This is a genomic window from Bacteroides sp. 3_1_23 (assembly GCF_000162555.1).
In the GTDB taxonomy this organism is placed as follows: Bacteria; Bacteroidota; Bacteroidia; order Bacteroidales; family Bacteroidaceae; genus Bacteroides; species Bacteroides ovatus.
This window is the reverse complement of sequence record NZ_GG774950.1, coordinates 26,530-44,536: the sequence shown is the minus strand read 5'-3', so window position 1 is coordinate 44,536 and position 18,007 is coordinate 26,530. Positions and strand designations below refer to the sequence as shown.

Sequence of the window (18,007 nt, the reverse complement as noted above, 5' to 3'; positions counted from 1 at the left end):
TGTTATTTAATCTTCTTACTTAATTCAAAACCTATTATATCTTGGTCACAGTTACAGTCCTGCATCATAAGCACCAGCCTGCATCTTGTTGACATTACGGGTTGCTCCACGCTGGTCTACTCCAAAGCCGGCTTCACCAACCCAGTCCACAAATTGCTGTCCCACAGTCGCATCAAAGGATTTCACTGCATTTATCACAGCCTGTCTGGTTGCAAATTCGTCAATAACCCCGGTCACAGTCCATTGATAAACGCCATCCGTTAAAGTAGCAGCTGGAAGAGTTTGAGATGAATAATCCGTATCCGTAGCAACTGCTCCCCAACCGGCATCTGCCGCCTGATATACATTGTATCCACCGGAAGTGATATTACCTGCATAAATAGTTCTGTTTCCAGCTCCTTTGGCAAATAAAGAGTTGACCACAAGAGAAGCATTTTTCCCTGCACGGAAGACACCATTCGGATTGCCCGAATTTCCAACAATCGTAGTATTGGCAAGCATAAAGTAGGCATCTCCGTTGACAGTGATGCTATTTCCTCCTGTAGCTGCCGTGCCAAGTACGGTTACATTATTCATGCAGACATATCCATTTCCGGCATGAATACTAGTTCCCCAAGCGGTTGGTGCATAATTCTCATGCAACAAACAATTATTCATAAACAGGAAGCTATTTGCTGCGGTAGTAGTGATGGCTCCTCCCCGCCCTGTCGCTTTATTGCTCACCACTTCCACCTGATTTAACAAGACTCTTCCCTTTGATACTTTAACAGCTGCTCCGCCATCTGTTCCACCATCGCTTCCGCGATTAAAATTCTTTATGACACAATTATTCAATTGCAGGGTTGCGTCACCTCCACCTGCCGCAACAAATACGGCACGAACACTTCCTGCATCGCTCAATTCATATTGTCCATTGAAAGTACAGCCATCGAAAATAATATTTATCTGATTACCCAATACTAATAAAGAGTTAGACGTCGCAGATGCTCCACTACTGGTATTTCTGACAAAAGCAGTCGTATATTTAGCAACGTCACGTTTCGTTAAATCTGTTCCCGTGCTTGAAGGATCATATCCGCCTTCAATCGTTATTTCCACTTGCTTACTATAACCGCTATATTCTATCTTCACTCCAGAGTTTTCTTTCACAATCTCATAAGAGCCTGCAGCTACATAAATCTTCTTACCATCCAGTTTGGCTGCATTAGCATTGGAAATTTCACTATTGCTATTCGTTTGCAATAAGTTGCGTAACGCATCTACTCCCATTGCATTATCCCAATCCATACCGGTCGCATTTCCAGCAGGTTGCTCTTTCACATAGTAAGCGGCCAGTTGAAGTTCTTCCGCATCTCCGCCCGGCAAAGTACCGCTATCCCACGGAGAAACAATCGGTTCACTGATAGTTATGATCGAACCTTCCACTTTTAATGTGAATTCATAACACTTTCCAGATTTCAGTTCCGGTATACCGGGCAGCACCAGATCTTCGCCCAAATAGTTCAAAGAAACAAAGGTAGCAGTTGTCCCGGCTTTTCCGGGAGCCACAATGGCAGTGTACGTACAACCATCCTGTCCTGCCTTACCACCTTCGGGAACTGTAATGAAAGGGGATATTAAAGAAGTACCCGATACCACTTCCCCGTTTGTATATCCCTGATAGGAACCAATCTTTACTCCCTGAACCTTAGCTTGTCCGCCTACATCTGCAAGCGTCATAATCACTTTTGCCATTTTCCGGTTCATACCCAGACGAAGAATACGGGATCCGTCGTCTGTTGCATTCTCTACGGTACACGTCATATAATCGGCCTTAGCCAGGTTTTCCAAACGTTGCTGGTTTGTGGGAAGTGTAAAATTAGCCGTACTGGCTCCGTTCACTACCGGATAAAAAGCCGAATAAGTTACCGGTTCCGCACCCCATCTTAAATAATAATTATCGGTCGGCACCCATTTTCCTTCCGAAAGTACATAATTCAAATACCCATCCTCACAACTTAATTGAATCTCATCACCCTCATTAAATTGTTTCTGCTGATCTCCTGCCGCACTGGGATTACTGCGGGTAAAGGCAGTATTAATAGCAGCTTCAATCTGAATAGCACCGGAATCTTCGCCGTACATAGCTATATTCTTATCCGTATCACAGGCCGCCATACTCGTCAGTAAATACGCAGCCAATATCAGTTTTGTAATCTTCATTGTTTATCTCCTCCTTCTTTAATTCCGGTCGATAAGTTGTCCGGTTGCCCAATTTCTTGCCATCTTAGCAGCCAATCGGACAGTTGTGTTTACATTGAGCGTCAAGGTATGTTCCACTCCTTTTTCCAATTCAATGGCTTCCTTTGCAGTCCAGATATACAGCTTTCCATCATAGCTGAAGTTCACAGAGAAGCCCTCTGCTATTTTTTGCGGAGGCAGAATACATTCGCAAGATTCCGTCCCTTTATAGGGAGCCACAGTAGCCACTACCGCATCTGGCGCAGGAACAACTATCGGAACCGTTGCCGACAAATCACAAATGCCATTAACAACAGCCCCATTGATAGACATATCCCCTAACTTATTCATCGCAGCATCTGTCGTTCCATTGACTGTGATTTTTATAAGCAGCTTGCTCATGGCATGACTCAAAGAGATTTTCAGCTTTCCATCCGCAGTTAAATCCTGCTCCGGGTCGACTGTTGCTTTCATCAACAAAAAATCGGAGGACTTCACATTCTCTTCAGTAGTCTGATTGGTAAGAGCATTGACTGCCAAAGAGGCATCCGGAGCAGCTTCACTCATATAAGGCGCATACGCTATCATCGTCACCGGCGTTCTTTCCGCATCCCAAAGCATCTGCTGACCGTCGGACGTACTCCAGGCATTTCCGGAACTAACCATTTGCTTATGATAGTTATAAGCAGCATTCTCGCTATTCCGGATCATCAATCCGAAACGTTCCAGATTCGTTACGTCATACCCTGCACGCGACAAAGGTTCATTTACTTCTGTAATGATACGGATTACATGGTCTTCGGGAAAACTACCCGTTGACAGTAATTCATCCTCATTATTTGAGCATCCGGCTAGTCCGACACCCAAGGCTATTATATAAAATATTTTCTTCATGTTACAGTCGTTTTAGGGTTTAATTGGCCAGAACAGCATCATAAGCACCGGCCTGCATCTTATTGGCATTACGAGTCACTCCCCGCTGGTCTATTCCGAAAGCATCTTCACCGATCCATTCCACAAACACTTCTCCCAAATTAGTAATAGGCGAAGCCACCGGGTTAAAGCTTTTCGCAACTTCTATTACTGCCTGCCTGGTAGCATATCCTTTTACCGAACCAATCTGATTGAGATCCCACACATACACTCCCTCCTCATTCAGCGCACCGTTCACCTGATTAGGATAAGCCGTATCGGATGCACTCATCGTTATCCCCGTCACACGCTGATACACATTATATCCTTTCGAGAAAGCTTCAAAGTTACTACCATTCAGATTAAAACTCGGAGCCGAAGGATTTTCTGAAATCAACAAATTATTAATAAACTTCGTATCACCGCCAACTCCCGTCTCACAGCGCACAGCCCCATGACTATCATTCGCATTTCCAATGATTGTATTATTAGTCAGCAGTATACTACCTCCTCCATTCAAAGCGGCACCTGTCCCCATATTCTCTATCAGCGTGGTATTGTTTATACAAATATGTCCTTCCGACATCTGAATACCATTTCCCCACGAACCGTTATGAGAATTACCTTTCAGCAGACAGCCATTCATAAATACCACCGCCGTCTTGCTACTACAACGAACAGCTCCTCCACGACCTGCAGCCGTATTGTCCAACAAGCTTACCTTATTCAAACGTACCTGTCCCGACAAGACAAAAACAGCCGGACCACCCTGCTTGGCAGAAGTCGTTACTCCCGACTTACAATCTCTAATCACGCAATCGGTCAACTCAATAGAAGTATCACTGGCACTGCCACTCACATAAATTCCACTACCACATTCGGTAGCACTGGCATCTGCTTCAGATACATATCCATACTGAAAAGTAACCCCTTCAATAGCTATATACCCTTTCTTGACAAGCAACAAACCACAATCACCGGCATCCGCCTGCTTATTTCCGTTCACATCACCACTGATGACTGTCACATACGCATCTATATCACGTGCCGAAACATCCGTCCCTTCACTAAACTGACTATATCCGCCCTTAATCGCTTTGACATCCTTGCGAACGATTACACCAAGCCCACTCTCTTCGGACATTATATATTTCCCCTGACTCATATAAATCGTACTCTTGGAGAGATCGATTGAACCGCTCAACAACTTACGGAAGCCAGCCGCATCCAGTGCCTGTTCCCAAGAACTGCCATCCATCTCACCTTCACCGAATTGAGTCACAAAGTAACTCTCCAATCCTTTCTGCATAATCACTTCTTCGTCCAGATCGTCATCGTAATCCGTCATCATAGGTGGGTCTATCATCTCATAATCTTCCTGGCATCCCTGTGCCAACAGAATCATGAAAGCCAGCATACATATCTTCGATATTATGAATAATCTATTTTTCATTTTCTTTCTTTTTTAACTTGTACATTATATAAGAATAATCGCAAATTCACCGATTTCACCGGGAAATATCCGGATAACCGGGATTCTGTTTCAGATATTCATTCTGTTCCAGCTGTGTCTGCGACAAGGGGAACAGCTCATAATGATTGTCTGCATCCCTTGGTTTGTCCCACCATGCCTCCTGATACCTGCCGAAACGAATCAAATCTGTACGACGACGGCTTTCCGCCAGAAACTCCCGTCCCCACTCATCTAGCATTTCTTTCAGATCGAGCACCACGTTCCCTTCCGGCTGGTAAGCGATATTCGCTGTAAAGTTTTCATAGTTGCGCTTACGCACGCTGTTCAGCAATTTACCAGCCTCACCCGCCTGTCCGAGGCGAAGAAGAGCTTCAGCTTGAGAATAAATAATCTCTGCCAAACGAATCTCTGTATAGTCAGACTCAATATAATAACCTCCGGTAAACGGATAGAAAGGATATTTCACGCAGTAAAGTCCAGAGTTGAAGTCCCCATTACCCAATTTAGATTCCTTATAAGCCGGATTGGAGATATAACCAGACTCTGCATTCCCTTCGAATCGTCCGACCTGATCACGTAAATAAATCACATATTGATTATCCGGATTCTTGGCATATCCTCCGCTGACAGCGGAGTTGGCAATCTTACCTTCGAGGAAGAACATACCTTCGCGAGTATTGTTACCAGTGTTCACATATTGCTTATAACGTATGTCCCCCTGATATTTAGCAAACTTTTGGGTAACCATTCCTAATCCATAGTCGAACAGTTCTCGTGGCTGTTGATTGTCATAGCTCGGTGAAAGCGCGTATTTCGGATTCCGTTCACCGTTTCCTTCTATTTTCAGGTAATACGCACTACCATAAGGTAAACCACGTCCGTAAACTGTCCTTCTGTCATTTTGCAGATGCCAGCTGGTCAGCCCATAAGAACCAGGAAAACCGAAGATCACCTCATTACACATTTCATTGTTCCAGTCGAAAGGTTCATACCAGTTATCCGCAATCGCATAATATCCGAACTCTCCTCCTATGATACGTTTACACATATCAATGCACTCCTGCCATTTAGCCTGGCCGATCCATACCTCTGCATTCAGATAGAGACGCACCAATAAGGATGCCGCAGCAGCTTTCGTGAACTGTCCCTGCTGGCTACCATTTCCAGATTGTCCACTCTTGGAAGGTAAAGCTGTCAGACAGTAGTCTTTCAATTCACTCTCGATGAAATCGAACATCACCTGCGGAGAAACTTGTTTCCGGTTTTCCGGCAGTTCGTTCACTGCCTGATCCGACGTGGTCGTTAGAATGCAGTTGCGATGTGTATTCAACAGACGAAGATAGCCCCAGGCACGCATACAACGTAGCTGCGCTTTAAAACTTTCAAATTCACTGTCGCTTAAACCAAAATTAGACGGGTTCAACTGTGCCAAGTCATCCAATACCATATTGCATTGACCAATGCCTACATAAAAGTTGTCCCATTCACTCAACCAGTCCCCTTGATTAATATCGTCATATTGATGACGATGATACATTTCCCACAGTCCTCCATCGTACCACCAAGTACCACGAGTAGGAGTAATCAGCTGGTCCGCCGGTAGTTCTTCATTCTCATGACGTATCCAGATACAGCAGTACATGTGTTCAAAAGGACGGAAGACAGCATTGATAACATCCTGTTTCGTGTTATAATAGTTCTTGGACATCACCTGGTCATACACCGTTTCCGACAGATCAGTACAAGACGGTAGGCCTAACACTGTACCTGCCATCATACCCAATCCTATAATATATTTTGTTATTCTCATAATTGTTTTTCTTTTAAAAACTTACTTGTAAACCTAAAATAAACTGGAAAGCAGATGGATAATAGTTGTATCCTCCTCCGAAAGTACCCGGTGTCAGTCCATTCACTTCGTATGTAGAAGGATCTACACCTGTAAATTTCGTAAACGTATAAAGATTGTTAGCTGTACCGAACAAGCGTATCTTTTCGATGTACTTCTTATTCAGGTTCATTGTATATCCTAAAGTAATGTTGTCTATCTTCAGGTAATCACCCGGCTCGATGAAATAGTCGGTAATCACATTCTTACCTGTTGTGATATGTGCATTCTTCGAATAAGCGGTGGTCAACTGATTGGTACTCATACTCTGTAATCCGAAATAGAAATCGTGCACGTTAAAAATGTCAAATCCGGCAGCACCGCGAAGAGCAACAGTCAAATCGAAGTTCTTATAAGTGAAATTATGCGTCATAGAACCGGTGAATTTCGGCAAACCGTTTCCGGTCACTGCTTTGTCTTCTTCCGTACCCTGGGATACAGGGATTACATTTCCCTTCTTGTCATAAATCAACCAGTCACCCTTTTTATCCACTCCCGCATAACGGTATGTGAAGTAGTTACCGATACGCTCTCCCTCTTCAATCCGCTGCAAATATCCCGGATTATTGGGGTTTGCCATGTTACAGGTGGAGTAATATTTCTGTCCCTTGTACACATCATTGGAGAAACTGACAAACTTGTTATTATTGGTAGCACCTACTAATGTGAAACTATAAGTAAAGTCTTTTGTCCGAACAGCATTGACAGTTATATCAAGCTCGAAACCGGTATTGCGCAATGTACCTACATTGGCATAGATGGTAGAGAACAAATTGGGCGGAACCGATACGGAATAGCTACCGAGCAAATCGCTTTGTTTACGGTGGAAATAGTTAAATGAACCGGTCACTTTGTGTTTGAAAAGCGAGAAGTCCAAACCGATGTTCTGGTTGTGTCCCTTCTCCCAACGAAGTTCCGAATTGACATTCTTACTCGGTCCCCAAACATGGAAGTTGTTACCCCCATACTGATACCAGCCATAAGCCTTATAAGTAGCCAAAGACTGGTAGTTACCTATTTCCTGATTACCGGTTACACCATAGTCATAACGCACTTTCAAATCGTCAATCCATGAAAGTCCTTTCATAAATTTTTCATCCGAGATACGCCAGCCGACAGACACAGCCGGGAAATTACCCCATTTATGATTCTCACCGAAACGGGAAGAGCCCTCGTGACGTAAAGAGAAAGTAAACAGGTAGCGCTCTTTCCAGTCATAATTGACACGTCCGAAGAAACTGATTAGTTTATGGTCATTCTTATAAGAACTCATCATGGTTTTCCCTTCTTTGGCTGCTTCCAGACCGGAGCCCAGATTATTATACGTCAATCCATCGGAAGAGAAATCCCAGTTCTCGGCTCCCATTCCCGAACTTACACCGTAATTATAACTATAACCCACCATTGTACGGATTTGGTGATCCTTAATACGTGTAGAGAAGTTAGTCACCCATTCCAGATTGTTATTAGTACTTTTATCAAAATCACGGCTTGCTTTTCCTGTAACGCCCGAATTCACATTAGGACCGTAAGTAGATGGTGTGAACCATCCGTTGAACTTATCCACCTGATACTGGGAAATGGTAACCTGTGATTTCAAGACCATGTTCGGATTTGTAGGATTAAACAACGGCAGCAAATTAACGGCAGCAGTAGCATTCCATTCCAGCAATTTAATCTCCGTACCATTTTCTTCCTCGTTCAATTGTTCAACAATATTCGAGCTATCTCCTCCGGACGGAAAACGATAGTACCCATTAGCTGATTCGGGATCATAAACCGGCATCGTCGGATTATTCTTAATAACGCTACCATACACACTGGCTGATTTGTTCCGGTCGATGACACGGGGAGTCATGTTGGCAGCAAACGTAAACAGGCCATCTTTCGTTGTGTGACTGATAGTGGCACGTGCACCATATTCCCGACGGTCGGAACGCAAGTCGATTCCCTGCGCTTTACGATAATCAGCTGTCACACGATAATTGGTCCTCGCATTACCTCCGGAGAAGGTTAACGTGTGCATGTGTGTCACTCCCAAACGGGTAACGGCATCAAACCAGTCTGTACTAGCTCCCATATCGGAAAGTGGATTAGACACCGTACGATAAGCACGATATTCCTCCGCATTCATGATGTCCAGCTCTTTCTTTGCTTTATTGAAAGTGACAGCAGCACTGTAAGTAGTATGCACTTCCCCGTCACGGGTTCCTTTTTTCAGATTCACAAGGATTACACCATTGCTACCGCGTGTACCATAAATAGCGGAAGCGGCACCGTCTTTCAACACATCGATCGATTCAATATCGGCAGGATTGATATTTGTCATATCCCCTCCCGGCACTCCGTCTACAACAATCAACGGACCCAGCCCGGCATTACGCGAAGATATACCACGAATCTGGATACTTCCCGTACTGTTCGGATCGGCCAAAGCCGTATTGGAAACAGACACACTGGATACTTTTCCCTGCAACAGCATGGAAGCATCAAGACTGGAGATTTGATTCAGGTCTTTCGCACCGACATGCGAAATAGCCGAGGTCATTTCTTTCCGTTTCATCGTACCATAACCCACCACTACCACTTCATTCAAAGCAGTGGATTCTTCTTTCAACACGATTTTCAGTAATTGCCGGTCTTTGACAGCCACTTCTTGTGTTTCATAACCGATATAAGAGACTTTTAAATGTCCGTTCTGCGGGGTATTCACCTGGAATTTACCGTCGATATTGGTAATGGTGCCTTGTTTTGTCTCTATAACTACCACCGAAGCTCCGATGACAGGTTCCCCCTTTTCATCGATCACCGTACCGGATATTTTACGTTCCTGCTGCACTTCCCAGGAAGCTCCTCTTGCCTGGATGCCGGAAAACAGCATCAGCAATATACCTAACAGACAGGTACACGTTCTACAATAAATATTTCTCATAAATAGATGATTTTTATATTAGATGATAAAGTTAACGAAGCCCTCTTGCCTGTAATGCCGGAATCAACAAGTCCGGTAAATCCGTTTGTATCATACATACCATCGGATAGATTTGCAAGAGTTCGTCCAGATAAGTCTCGTTCAACGTCCATTCGGACACACTACTGCCACTGGCAGGAAGCATATTCACCGTAGCAAGCATTCCATCATTGATTGAACTTCCCAAAGGAGTGCTTTTCCCATTCGTCAGGTAGCTGTATTGCACGAAGTAGTTACCCGGTAATCCTATCATCGGTTTATGACTTCCTGTCCATGTATACACATGTGCCTTGGGAGTAATACCCAATACTTCTTCCGCTTTCTGCGCACTGTTACAGTAGAAGAATACAGATTCCATCATATCCAGTTTCATCACGATATCCACCACTTGTTGCGAAGTAGCTGTACGCGGAGAGTAGTCAAGATTGTAATAGATTCTACCGCGTCCTGCTTTCAGAAACTCTTCCAGAGTAGGCATCTTTTCATCGGTCACCCGGCCATTCCGGTCTTTCAGGTTGTACTTCTGTATTTCCGCATAGGTCATTTTCGTAATGTCACCCGTACCATTTGTTGTAGCATTGATCGTCTGGTCATGGCAAACCACTACCACTCCGTCACTTGTCACATGAGTATCGCACTCGATCACTTCAGCTCCTGAATCAATGGCATCCTCTACGGAAGAAACAGAATTCTCGGGAACAGTCCTGTCGGACGTATGTGCCCGGTGTGTCATAACCCATACTTTTTTATTGTCCGGCTCTCTGAATTGCTTCATCGCCTCCGTCAACGACAACAGATTATAGATACGGATTCTCTTCTGCACCTCATACTGACCTGCCGTAACGTGTAACGTGTAGTCACCACTTTGGGTATAGGCATAAGTGATAGGGGTGGCAGCTTTCCCCTCCTTGACCGTCCCGTCACCAAAATCGACAGTAATATCGGTATTTCCATCAATGTTGTTGAATTTGACCTCTACCACCTCTTTCAGCATGGCACGAGTACTTACTTGCAGGTAAGGATTCTTTTTCACAGGATCGTCGTCAGAGCAAGCGTTGCAAACCATTCCCAGTAGAATAGCCCAACAGCATAACCAGCTTATAGGCTGGCGTTTTGTTCTTCTTCCTTTTTCCGGAACAAAAAAATGCAATAATTCATTTTTCATTTGTATTTCTATAAAGGTTAGTTAATAAAAAAAGGAACTCCCGAAGACGGAATCAGTTCGTTCCGTTCGGTTATGACAAAAATAGAGGGAAATGCCCCGATAAAAAATAGCAAAGGGAATATAAGTGGAAATATACAATCCACTCAAAGAAATAACTACCTGATAATAAACACATTAAGACTTAACAAGCTCACATTAAAAGGTAGATTCGGCACAGATTTTATTAACGGATTTTTGCCACCAAATCTTCAAAATCATCTCGTGAAACACGTGCTTTGGTCTTCACTCTTGAACGATAATTATAGATCGTATTCACCGAGTAATGCAGAAGTTCTGCAATCTGAGAACTGTCTTTTATTCCTAAACGTATCAAAGCAAAAATACGCAGTTCGGTGTTCAGTAATTCATCCGGTTTCAATACGATTTGTTCTTCCGGTAATAATAAGGCATTAAGAGATTCCACGAAATTAGGAAAGAGATGCAGGAAAGCGGAATCAAAGTTCGCATATAATTCTTGTACTTCAACGGTTACAATGTCATTACTAAGATGTGTCATTTTGAGTAATTCTGCCACTTGTCCGCGTTGCAGTTTCTTATTTACCAACTTTCTGTACGCTTGCAAACGGTCTACATATACAGAGCACAATTTGAAGAAACGGGCAATATAGGCTTCTTTAATAAGATTGGACTCGGAAAGTTCCAGATTGGTAGAACGAAGATGACAGTTCACTTCCTCGAGTTCTTCATTTAACGAGAAGAGCCGTTCGTTTACTTCCTGCAGTCCTTTTTTGGCGATGGAAAGGGCCTTCATCTGTCGGTAGATATAGATTAATGCAATCACCAATAACAACGCCAACAAGGCTACGCACGTAATATAGATCAGTAATTCCCGATTCTGTTGCTTGATAATATCCTGATAATTCCCGTTAATCATGGAAAGCGGAGTGATATTCATCCAGCTCCGCAACCGCGTTTTATAGAATTGTGATATTTCCCATGAGAAATTGATATAGTCATAGGCACGTTTCAAATCTCCTTTGCTATTCAGTTCCTGTGCCAGTACCATTAAAGAAGATTGCTCCTTAATGGCGGAACGTACATCTGATATAGCTGAAAGTACCAAATAATACAAATGCTCGTCTTTCTTGCCCATGCTCTCAAAAAGGCGGAAACGCTGATAGGCCACTAATGCATATTGAGGGGTACCAAAAGAAGCCTCCGCAAGCCGACGGTCACTGAACTCAAGAGCCTCATCATATTTTCCGGCTTCTCTTAGTTGCGTCTCACGCAACCACAGATATGTAGCCGAAGATGGATCTAAAGTAACCTGCATGGAATCACGGTATGCATGGCTCAATTTAGCATAACGGGAAGCAAACATCTTATAACGGGGTTGTGCCGCTCCTGCTTCGAAATATACATGCTCGTAGCAAGTATAGTAATATCCCAAAAGAGACGATGGCAGTGTCTGACGATCAATCAAGTTAAGTATATCTGCTGCTTCCATATACATTCCAATGGAGGATAACAGATAGGATAGCTCCAATTGAATTTTAAGTTCCCTCTCTTTGTCATTCAACTGGCGGGCCAACAGCATATTTTCATTCAGATAATGGAGTGCGGAATCGGAACTATATGCTTTATATTCAAGATAAATATCATTATTCAAATTATAGCGTTCTACAGAAAAGGGAGATGTCTTTCGTGCTTTTTTTTTCAGCTCATGGAGTTTGTTCTCTTTAATTTGCACATAAGTATCGGCTTCCTTAATCGTTTTATCAAGCACATTCAACAATGAATCCAAGCTTTCACCAGCAAAAGCTGAATGGCAGGAAAAGAAGAGCAAAAAGCAGAGTAGACAGTTCTTTTTCATTAGGCGGATAGACTTTAGTGAGTATGAGATGATAGAGATTAACCGGACAAATGTATAGAAAATCTTTGTAACCTAACTATAAATAGTTCATAAATTAAAGGAACAAACAGTCTATTATAAGGAAAAAACAGGAGCCAGACAGGGTATGTGTTACATTATCATTAATAAAAATGAGTCTTACTCTATCAGACAAATCCATTCCCGGATACATACCTGATGAAAATAAATACCATATTACCAACCGAAGCTCTTACCAATAAAAGTATTATCTTTGTTGCATGAAAAAGTTAGTCATTGTAGGATGTGGACGACTTGCAGAAATCGTTGCGGATGCAGTTGTCAAAGGCTTATTACCAGATTATGACTTGGTAGGTGTCTATTCGCGTACAGCTTCAAAAGCAGCGCACATCGTTCATAAAATGCAGCAACATGGCAAGCCTTGCATTGCTTGCGCCACATTGGAAGAGTTATTGGCATTAAAACCAGATTATCTGGTGGAATCGGCCTCTCCTGCCGCTATGCGGGAATTGGCTTTGCCGGCATTGAGAAACGGAACCTCTGTCATTACCTTGTCTATCGGTGCTTTGGCAGACGAGACATTCTATCAGGAAGTGACAGAAACCGCCAGAGCAAATGGTACACGGGTCTATATTGCATCCGGAGCTACCGGTGGATTCGATGTTTTAAGAACTGCCTCTCTGATGGGAAATACGACGGCCCGCTTCTTCAATGAAAAAGGTCCTAATGGACTCAAAGGAACTCCCGTTTATGATGATTCCTTGCAAACGGAGCAACGTACTGTTTTCTCCGGTAGTGCTGCGGAAGCTATTCGCCTCTTTCCAACCAAAGTGAATGTTACAGTTGCCGCCTCACGAGCTTCTGTCGGTCCGGAGAACATGCAGGTATCCATACAGTCTACTCCCGGATTTGTGGGAGATACGCAAAGAGTAGAAATCAAAAACGACCAGGTGCATGCCGTAGTAGACATTTATAGTGCCACATCGGATATTGCAGGGTGGTCAGTAGTGAGCACCCTGATTAATATCGCTTCACCCATTGTATTCTGACAGATTGGCCAACACTTTTGTGCTCAGGCGGTCAAACGCCTGACGCGTGCGGCCAGTAGACACCTGCATACAACGTACATGCGGATGATCGAGAAGTTGCTCACCCCCCAATGCACCTATCGTGTCACAAAAGCAAAGGTTATCACCTTCCAGCCATTCAGTAAAAGCAGCCTCATCCCATGCCGGCGACAAACCGGTATTGAATAAGATCTTCCGGTTACCCATCTGCTTAAATTCCTCTTCGTGCAACAGAATCGTATTTTTATTAAGGCAACAACAAATGACTTCACTCTCTGCAAGGAGTTTCCCCAATGACAAAAAGCGATATCCTTTGGCAGTAGCTGCTTCTTTCTCACTGCGGGCATAATATGAAATATCAGCACCAAAGAACTTCAAAGCGTCCGCTATCATGCCGCCCGACTTACCCAGTCCGACTATTCCGACTTTCAATCCGGTGATCTCACGAGGCAACTCCTCCCACGATTCCTGCCCAAAGCCGTGCAAACAGCGCACCAACTCACTGACTACATATTCCACTACTCCCTCGTCACCATAATCCCGAATACCTGTCACCGTGATACCCCGTTCATTAGCATAGCGAATATCGACATTGGCACTTTCGGGAGAATAGAGTGAACAACACATTCCAATGTATTTCACATTCGGACAACACTCGAGTACATACCGGTTGATACGGGAGGTATAACTCAAAAGCACCGCATCAGCATCTCCGATACGGGCAATGATTTCATCATCATTCGCGGGTATGTCAGGATACATCACCACCTGACCGGCAAATGAATACAACGCTTTTTCGGCCGACGGAACCAGACTGACCGGCTCTATAGCTACAAGTTTCTGAAACATCGTTTTTTTATTTTAGATTATTCGCGGTTAAGATAACCAATTGAAGAATAAACACTTTGCATAATTTGAGGAATTGAGAGATAACAATTTGGTAACTGTGCGCATTTTAGCGATTTGCAGAGTTGTATCTTCAAGTAACTCTTTCGAATACAAAAGTAACAAAATTCTCTCAGGAAACAAACTCACGACCAGTTTTTATACAATTCGACAGTAAAAAAAACTCCGTTATTCGATAATCTTCCTTTTGACAGAGGACAGCTTTCCTAAGTCATGCGGAGTAAATTGTATAAAGCAAAAGGATCCCTGCAATTTGACAGTAGGGACCCTTTTTGCAAGTTGGGCGGAGATATATTTTGTAATCTGCCAATGGCAGAGCGTTTTTAATCGACTACTAATTAAGATATAATCTTTTTACGACAACATATGTCGTCTACCGCATCAGGCATAAAATTGGATTTCCCAAAATAAATCAGACCGCCTCGAAGTTCAACTTCGGGAAAGGCGCGGATTACTGCTGCGCAAAGGTGATGCTATTCCATCTCATGAGTTGGCCGTTGGGCATCATAAGCCATTCGTTGTCGCTGAAGACTTTGGGGGTGGCATTGCCACCCTGCTTCTTGTCGGCGTTCAGCACGAGGTCGCACTTGGCGGGATTGAATGCGCTATCTCCGTAATGACTGTCTCTGTTGTGAAAAACGGCGGTGCGCTCTATACTGCTGCGACCATCACTTATGTCAACGAAATCTCCGGCTGCGGTAGCTTCTATCCGGGTGAGAGCTTTGCAGCCCGATACGATATAATTGCCGAACTGGGTACACTTCGGTATTTTGAGCGTTTCGAGGCCCGTGCATCCGTAGAAAGCCTCCTGGCCTATCGCAGTCACATTATCCAAAGCGAGCGTCTCCAATGAAGTGCATCCCCAGAATGCGTTTAGATTAATCCAGGTAACCTGCGAAAGATTCACCGTAGTCAGCGCAGCGCAACCTGAAAAAGCACTACCTCCGATTACCTTCATATCACCGGGCAGCGTCACCTCCTGCAAGGCGGTGCAATTCGCAAAGGCGACATCGGGCAGAGTTGGCGTTCTACCCCAGTCCGTCACTCCGGTGAGGTCGCATTTCGTGATTTTTTTATTATTGATAAATGTACCCCAGTTACCGCCAATTCCTGTTTTGGAAAGTTCGCCCGTCAGCTTGATTTCGATGAAGCCTGCGGCGACGGCGGCACGGATGGTTAGCTGCGCTTCGTCGGCAGTCATGAAGGTCATGTCGATGTTGCCGGAAGTGGGGGGTGTGAAATTCTTCCGGCGCAGCTTGATTTGATGTTCCGCCGCCGGGTCGAGGTAAAGCTCGAAGTTGTCGTCGTACTTCTGATGCGGCTCTCCATAGAGGCTGACCATTGACTCCGGATTCACTTTCAGACGGTCGCAGTCCGCCTGCGTCAGTTGGTAACCACCGGCACCTTGGGCGATGGAGGTTACACCGGTCATGGTGAGAAGGAGTTGCACATCACCCGTGAGGGCTTTCGGAACGGAGATAAGGGGATGGGAGGCGGCCGGGTCAAAATTGCGGCCTAGGTCTATGTAAGCCCCGGCAGCGGTCTTTCCCCCGTTCAGCACGAGGGTGGCGCCATTCCAGACGCTTACACAGTACGAACGGTCTGTCGTGTAAGACAATTCGCAGCCGTCGCCCAGCTCCAATGCCGCTTTCTCGCCGGAAGCCAGAATCATGTTTTCATATTGCCCGTTCAATGCCACGTCTTTGCCCAGCGTAATCCTGCCGTTGAGAACAGCTACCGCGGAGTTCATACCTTGTCGGACCAGATTGATATTGGTGAGTTCGATATAAACGGCATCGTCGTCGGGGCTGGAATTGCCGAGGCGGTAGTAGCTGTTGGCGGTGCTTTCCCAGGTGATGGTGTGGCCGCCGCCGTCTATCTTGAAGTGGCCGCTGCCGTTTATGGGAGGGGTGTCGTAGTCACCTCCCGCAGGTATCGTGATGTTGCCGCCCAGCGTAATGAGTGTCGGGGCATCGGCCGAGGTGCCGCCCGTCTGCAGGGCGTCGAGCAGGGCGTCGTAGGTGGTGACGACGATACCTTCCGGCACGGGATCCGTTACCGGATCGTCCTTGCTGCACGAAGCAAAGACTACTGTTGCACATAGCACTAACAAAGAAAAAATCTTTTTCATGTTGTTTTATATTTGATTAATATTCATGGGAAAACAAAAAAAGCGCAGAGCGGTTTATGCCCTACGCAGCAAAAATATAATGAAAATTTTGGATGATGGGTGCACGTTTACGCATATCTGCCGTCGAAACGTGCAACACAAGTGTTTTTTTGTGGATTTATTGTATGTTGGAACAAGCTGTATCGCCAAATATACAACAGCTTGGAGGTGTTATCTATTTTTGTACTCGGTAAAAGATCCCCCTGTTATCTCCCGGAAGATTTTACAGAAATGGCTTTTGTGGGCAAAACCCGAAAGCTCGGCAATTCTCTCCATTGTATAATCCGGATGTTTCGCCATTTGCTCTGTGGCGTATTCTACCCGTTTATTGTTCACCCAACGTTTGAAACTCACCCCGTAAGTCGAATTGATGAATACAGATAGTTTCCGTTCCGGGATATGCAGAGCCTCGGCATAGTCGCCCAGCACAACACCCTGCTGGAGATACAATAATAGTTTTGCCATTTCATCTTCCAGTTCCCTGTCTCCTTCACTCTCCTTTGCCGGCTGCGACTCTTCCTTCTCCTCTATCGCGGGCAAAGCCTCATAGTAAAGTTTGTATTGGTAGTTGATATACCTCACTCCAAAGTCAAAGTAGTACACTGTAATCACCACCGTGATTATTCCGTCGAATAACGGGGCAGGAAATATACTGAACACCAGAACGGCAATACCGATGCAGGCAGCCTCGTAGAACAGTCTCGAAGCCCACCGGAATTCATATTTGTCGGTGTCGGAGAAATAGTTCTCAATCTTGGCCATATAATTCCGTTGCTCACGCCGGAATAAACGGACGTAAATCACGATCTGTGTCAGATAAGTAGCCGCAAATACAGTTCTTAACAAAAGAACCGGATTCGTGATATTCGCTATATACTCATCCACCGAATAGATCCTCACATCAGGAAATAGAAGTATCGTTAATAGATAGAGTCCCACAAAAAACAATGTCGGGCAGAGGTGTCGCAAAATATTTCGCCGGCAAACGTATGGTGAATGAAAAAGTATCAGTACGATAAAAGTAAAAAGCGCCGCCTGCAACTGTGCCGCAACGAGCACAGGCATTGCAAATATCTCGGCAACACTCTCCTGCACCCTGTTGTAAAGGATAAGCGCATTGCACAGAGCCACGATAATCGATGCAATACCCAGGAATCGTTTGGCATTGCGGTAGTGCGGGTTTATCAGCTGTGGGGCTGTTTGAATCAACAGCAGAGCCATCCCCATCGTCAGACAACCGAAGATATTGAAGTAGTATATGATATCCAACATATTATAGTCTGTGTTATCGGTCAAACAACATTCGGACGAGAAATCCACTGTAAGTCTGTTTCATAGACACC

General features: G+C 44.6%; 11 protein-coding genes. 1 reads left to right on the top strand and 10 read right to left on the bottom strand.

The genetic code is table 11. From position 1 onward, the window contains the following. Positions 1–51 precede the first annotated feature (51 nt). The 7 genes from HMPREF9010_RS12305 to HMPREF9010_RS12335 form a co-directional block, all read right to left on the bottom strand. Entirely contained in the window at positions 52–2,202 is a 2,151-nt protein-coding gene (locus HMPREF9010_RS12305) for a fimbrillin family protein (RefSeq protein WP_008648970.1), read from the bottom strand. Positions 2,203–2,220: 18 nt separating this feature from the next. Further along, positions 2,221–3,114 carry a fimbrillin family protein gene (locus HMPREF9010_RS12310; protein WP_008648967.1) on the bottom strand — a complete coding sequence of 298 codons (894 nt, stop codon included), beginning with the start codon at positions 3,112–3,114 and terminating at the stop codon, positions 2,221–2,223. Between the two features lie 19 nt (positions 3,115–3,133). After that, complete coding sequence (locus tag HMPREF9010_RS12315; protein WP_032852680.1) at positions 3,134–4,585, bottom strand: right-handed parallel beta-helix repeat-containing protein; 1,452 nt, start codon at positions 4,583–4,585, stop codon at positions 3,134–3,136. A gap of 55 nt (positions 4,586–4,640) precedes the next feature. Continuing rightward, positions 4,641–6,416 carry a RagB/SusD family nutrient uptake outer membrane protein gene (locus HMPREF9010_RS12320; protein WP_008648963.1) on the bottom strand — a complete coding sequence of 592 codons (1,776 nt, stop codon included), beginning with the start codon at positions 6,414–6,416 and terminating at the stop codon, positions 4,641–4,643. Positions 6,417–6,429: 13 nt separating this feature from the next. Continuing rightward, positions 6,430–9,426, bottom strand: a complete 2,997-nt coding sequence (locus HMPREF9010_RS12325; RefSeq protein ID WP_032852679.1) for a SusC/RagA family TonB-linked outer membrane protein — start codon at positions 9,424–9,426, stop codon at positions 6,430–6,432. A 31-nt stretch (positions 9,427–9,457) separates the two neighbouring features. Beyond that, complete coding sequence (locus HMPREF9010_RS12330) at positions 9,458–10,630, bottom strand: glycerophosphodiester phosphodiesterase family protein (protein WP_032852678.1); 1,173 nt, start codon at positions 10,628–10,630, stop codon at positions 9,458–9,460. Between the two features lie 223 nt (positions 10,631–10,853). Then, a complete protein-coding gene (locus tag HMPREF9010_RS12335; RefSeq protein ID WP_032852677.1) occupies positions 10,854–12,503 on the bottom strand; it encodes a DUF6377 domain-containing protein in 1,650 nt (549 codons plus the stop codon). Positions 12,504–12,781: 278 nt separating this feature from the next. On the opposite strand from HMPREF9010_RS12335, the gene HMPREF9010_RS12340 reads away from it, so the two are divergent. Continuing rightward, on the top strand, positions 12,782–13,570 hold the full coding sequence (locus HMPREF9010_RS12340) for an aspartate dehydrogenase domain-containing protein (RefSeq protein WP_008648960.1): 789 nt from the start codon (positions 12,782–12,784) through the stop codon (positions 13,568–13,570). Here HMPREF9010_RS12340 and HMPREF9010_RS12345 read toward each other — a convergent pair. The 3 genes from HMPREF9010_RS12345 to HMPREF9010_RS12355 form a co-directional block, all read right to left on the bottom strand. Beyond that, positions 13,553–14,437: an NAD(P)-dependent oxidoreductase gene (locus HMPREF9010_RS12345; protein WP_008648958.1), complete on the bottom strand. Its 885-nt coding sequence runs from the start codon at positions 14,435–14,437 to the stop codon at positions 13,553–13,555. The genes HMPREF9010_RS12340 and HMPREF9010_RS12345 overlap by 18 nt on opposite strands. Positions 14,438–14,945: 508 nt before the next feature. Next, a complete protein-coding gene (locus HMPREF9010_RS12350; RefSeq protein ID WP_008648956.1) occupies positions 14,946–16,625 on the bottom strand; it encodes a leucine-rich repeat domain-containing protein in 1,680 nt (559 codons plus the stop codon). A gap of 210 nt (positions 16,626–16,835) precedes the next feature. Continuing rightward, positions 16,836–17,936: an AraC family transcriptional regulator gene (locus HMPREF9010_RS12355; RefSeq protein WP_008648954.1), complete on the bottom strand. Its 1,101-nt coding sequence runs from the start codon at positions 17,934–17,936 to the stop codon at positions 16,836–16,838. Between the last annotated feature and the right edge of the window lie 71 nt (positions 17,937–18,007).

What these genes read in the sequence shown, in the direction of transcription:
- HMPREF9010_RS12315 (WP_032852680.1), bottom strand. Translation starts at nt 4,585, where the DNA reads ATGAAAAATAGATTATTCATAATATCGAAGATATGTATGCTGGCTTTC.
- HMPREF9010_RS12325 (WP_032852679.1), bottom strand. Translation starts at nt 9,426, where the DNA reads ATGAGAAATATTTATTGTAGAACGTGTACCTGTCTGTTAGGTATATTG.
- HMPREF9010_RS12335 (WP_032852677.1), bottom strand. Translation starts at nt 12,503, where the DNA reads ATGAAAAAGAACTGTCTACTCTGCTTTTTGCTCTTCTTTTCCTGCCAT.
- HMPREF9010_RS12345 (WP_008648958.1), bottom strand. Translation starts at nt 14,437, where the DNA reads ATGTTTCAGAAACTTGTAGCTATAGAGCCGGTCAGTCTGGTTCCGTCG.
- HMPREF9010_RS12330 (WP_032852678.1), bottom strand. Translation starts at nt 10,630, where the DNA reads ATGAAAAATGAATTATTGCATTTTTTTGTTCCGGAAAAAGGAAGAAGA.
- HMPREF9010_RS12320 (WP_008648963.1), bottom strand. Translation starts at nt 6,416, where the DNA reads ATGAGAATAACAAAATATATTATAGGATTGGGTATGATGGCAGGTACA.
- HMPREF9010_RS12310 (WP_008648967.1), bottom strand. Translation starts at nt 3,114, where the DNA reads ATGAAGAAAATATTTTATATAATAGCCTTGGGTGTCGGACTAGCCGGA.
- HMPREF9010_RS12340 (WP_008648960.1), top strand. Translation starts at nt 12,782, where the DNA reads ATGAAAAAGTTAGTCATTGTAGGATGTGGACGACTTGCAGAAATCGTT.
- HMPREF9010_RS12350 (WP_008648956.1), bottom strand. Translation starts at nt 16,625, where the DNA reads ATGAAAAAGATTTTTTCTTTGTTAGTGCTATGTGCAACAGTAGTCTTT.
- HMPREF9010_RS12355 (WP_008648954.1), bottom strand. Translation starts at nt 17,936, where the DNA reads ATGTTGGATATCATATACTACTTCAATATCTTCGGTTGTCTGACGATG.
- HMPREF9010_RS12305 (WP_008648970.1), bottom strand. Translation starts at nt 2,202, where the DNA reads ATGAAGATTACAAAACTGATATTGGCTGCGTATTTACTGACGAGTATG.